This is a genomic window from Chromatiales bacterium (assembly GCA_014323925.1).
GTDB lineage: Bacteria > Pseudomonadota > Gammaproteobacteria > Poriferisulfidales > Oxydemutatoraceae > SP5GCR1.
Map to the genome: position 1 here is coordinate 1 of JACONC010000027.1, position 3,356 is coordinate 3,356.

Annotated in this window: 4 protein-coding genes; all 4 read left to right on the forward strand. The window is 46.8% G+C overall.

Annotated features, from left to right (window positions below):
* The first annotated feature begins 295 nt into the window (after positions 1-295).
* Positions 296-670 (forward strand): 30S ribosomal protein S12, encoded by a 375-nt coding sequence (gene rpsL / locus GDA45_07800; GenBank protein ID MBC6414764.1) that lies wholly within the window; start codon positions 296-298, stop codon positions 668-670.
* Positions 671-682: 12 nt separating this feature from the next.
* Entirely contained in the window at positions 683-1,150 is a 468-nt protein-coding gene (rpsG, locus tag GDA45_07805; GenBank protein MBC6414765.1) for a 30S ribosomal protein S7, read from the forward strand.
* 4 nt (positions 1,151-1,154) lie between these two features.
* Positions 1,155-3,245: an elongation factor G gene (fusA, locus tag GDA45_07810; protein ID MBC6414766.1), complete on the forward strand. Its 2,091-nt coding sequence runs from the start codon at positions 1,155-1,157 to the stop codon at positions 3,243-3,245.
* Positions 3,246-3,263: 18 nt separating this feature from the next.
* The coding region (locus GDA45_07815; protein ID MBC6414767.1) for an elongation factor Tu at positions 3,264-3,356 on the forward strand (93 nt) is incomplete at its 3' end.

Below are 3,356 nucleotides of genomic sequence, written 5' to 3' on the forward strand. Positions count from 1 at the left end.
TTGATGGCGTCTTGGCGTGTAAGTTCTTTCTCCGACATAGCTAAAATCCTCTGGTTCATAGCATTTTCTCCTTGTATTAGTAAAAAATGCTTTATTGTCTCGTAAAAGTGACATTTCAACTTGGGACAAAAGTGACATTACAACTTTGGACTAACAGGCATCGTACAAGTCCTTGCACATTAGACGATTTCCTATTATAATCTCTAATCCTTCCCCCAAAGGTCTATGCCGCCGATCAAGCGGGCAAGGATTATATATTTTGGAAATAGCTTATATAAAGGAGTAGTTTAGTCGTATGACAACGATCAACCAATTAGTGCGGAAGCCAAGAAAACCTAAAGTTGCAAAAAGTAATGTGGTTGCACTAGAAAGATGTCCGCAAAAACGCGGTGTGTGTACTCGTGTATACACTACGACACCAAAGAAGCCGAACTCGGCATTGCGTAAAGTTGCCCGTGTTCGTTTGACCAACGGTTACGAGGTGACCACTTATATAGGCGGTGAAGGGCATAATCTGCAGGAGCACTCAGTGGTGCTAATACGCGGTGGTCGGGTTAAAGATTTGCCGGGTGTGCGCTACCATACTATTCGTGGCAGCTTGGATGCCAAGGGTGTTGAGGGAAGAAAAAAAGGCCGTTCCAAATACGGCACCAAACTAGCTAAAGCATAAACGGAGAGAGAGATGCCGCGTCGTCGTGAAATACAACCAAGGGAGATATTAGTAGACCCTAAATACCATGATCAAACATTGGCTAAGTTTATCAATTTGGTTATGCGGCAAGGTAAAAAATCAGTTGCCGAGCGTATCGTATACGGAGCGTTGAATAAAATTAGTAATAACCCTGATAAGGCTTTAGAAGTTTTTAACAAAGCGCTGAGGACTACCAAGCCGCGTGTAGAAGTAAAGTCTCGCCGCGTAGGTGGTGCGAACTATCAGGTGCCGGTAGAAGTGCGCCCAGTACGGCAAAAAACTTTAGCAATGCGTTGGATTATAGATGCAGCGAGCAAGCGCAAAGCCGATTCTATGATCAATAAACTGGCAGCGGAAATACAAGATGCCGCTGACAACCGCGGCGGTGCCGTCAAAAAACGAGAAGACACCATAAAGATGGCAGAAGCCAACAAAGCATTTTCTCATTATAGGTGGTAGAGAGATGGCACGCAAAACACCTTTACAGCATTATCGCAACATCGGCATTATGGCGCATATCGATGCCGGCAAGACAACGACCACTGAGAGAATCTTGTTCTATACCGGCATTTCCCACAAGATGGGTGAAGTGCACGAAGGTTCGGCAGTAATGGACTGGATGGAGCAGGAACAAGAGCGCGGCATCACGATCACCTCAGCTGCCACCACCTGCTTTTGGCAAGGAATGGATCAGCAATTCAAAGAACATCGCATCAATATTATAGACACGCCTGGCCATGTCGATTTCACTGTCGAAGTTGAACGATCGCTACGCGTACTGGACGGTGCCGTAGCAGTATTCTGCGCGGTCGGTGGTGTAGAGCCACAATCGGAGACGGTATGGCGGCAAGCCAACCGTTATCAAGTGCCACGCCTAGCGTTTGTTAACAAGATGGATAGAGCCGGTGCTGATTTCTCCAGAGTAGTATCTCAAATAAAGCAACGGTTGGGTGCCAAAGCAGTACCGTTACAACTGCCTATAGGTAGTGAAGATAAATTTGAAGGTGTGGTAGATTTAATTACCCAACAAGCGATACGCTGGAACCAAGAAGACTTGGGTGTCACTTACCAAGCCGATGATATACCAGAAGATCTGAAGGAAGAAAGCGAGACTTTGCGTAGCCAAATGGTTGAGTGTGCTGCCGAAGCCAGCGAGGAGTTAATGGAAAAATATCTAGAGGGAGAATTACAGGTCGACGATATACGCAAAGGGATACGTATCAGAACCCTAGCCAACGAGATAGTGCCAGTGCTGTGTGGCACAGCGTTTAAGAATAAGGGAGTGCAAGCGCTATTGGACGCAACGATTTATTATCTGCCTTCGCCGTCCGAGGTTCCGGATATAGTTGGCATTGCCGATGAAGGTAAAGAGCCGCCGCAACGCAAAGCATCCGACGACGAACCATTTGCGGCTCTGGCATTTAAGGTGGCAACCGACCCTTATGTAGGTGTGCTGACCTTTTTCAGAGTATATTCGGGAGTGTTGAATTCCGGCGATAGTATTTTGAATGCATCTACTGACCGCAAAGAACGTGCCGGTCGTCTGTTGCAAATGCACTCTAATTCTCGTGAAGAGATTAAAGAAGTCAGGGCTGGCGATATCGCCGCCGGTGTCGGTTTCAAAGGCGTGGTTACCGGGCATACACTGTGCGACAACAGTAACCCGATTGCGCTTGAGAGTATGAATTTCCCGGAACCGGTTATCTCAGTAGCAGTGGAGCCGAAGACCAAAGTAGACCAGGAGAAAATGGGTTTGGCTCTACAGAAACTATCAACTGAAGATCCTTCTTTTAAGGTCAATACCGACGAAGAATCAGGACAGACGATTATTTCCGGGATGGGGGAATTGCATCTGGAGATCATCGTTGATCGTCTGCGTCGAGAGTTTAGCGTAGATGCGAATGTCGGCGAACCGCAGGTTGCATATCGCGAGACTGCGTGTCAAAAGGTACAGCAAGAAGGCAAGTATATCAAGCAAACTGGTGGTCGTGGGCAATACGGCCATGTGTGGTTGAAGATAGAACCTGCCGAAGCGGGTAGTGGCTATACCTTTGTCAACGAAATAGTCGGTGGAGTGGTACCCAAAGAATATATTCCGGCGGTAGACAAAGGCATACAAGAGCAAATGCAAAACGGTGTGATTGCCGGGTATCCGGTGGTTGATATTAAAGTGACCTTGTATGACGGCTCTTATCACGATGTTGACTCATCGGAGATTGCTTTCAAAACAGCAGCCTCCCGATGTTTTAAGGAAGGCTTTAATAATGCATCGCCGGTGCTGTTGGAGCCGATGATGAAAGTAGAGGTTGTGACCCCAGAAGATTATATGGGTGATGTAGTCGGTGACTTAAATAGACGCAGGGGTATTATTGAGTCTATGGAAGAGAACGCACTGGGTAAGACGATACGCGCTGAGGTGCCGTTGAAAGAAATGTTTGGTTATGCAACCGATTTACGTTCGGCTACGCAAGGGCGTGCGACCTATACGATGGAATTTTTGAAATACGCACACGCGCCGAATAATGTAGCCGCAGATATTATTAAGAAGCAATAACTGAAAGAGGGTAATATTATGTCTAAAGAAAAATTTGAAAGAACGAAGCCGCATGTAAATGTGGGGACTATAGGTCATGTAGATCACGGCAAGACGACCTTGACGGCGGCG

Excerpts from the sequence above, each read along its gene's own strand:
- rpsL (MBC6414764.1), top strand. The coding sequence starts at position 296 with ATGACAACGATCAACCAATTAGTGCGGAAGCCAAGAAAACCTAAAGTT.
- rpsG (MBC6414765.1), top strand. The coding sequence starts at position 683 with ATGCCGCGTCGTCGTGAAATACAACCAAGGGAGATATTAGTAGACCCT.
- fusA (MBC6414766.1), top strand. The coding sequence starts at position 1,155 with ATGGCACGCAAAACACCTTTACAGCATTATCGCAACATCGGCATTATG.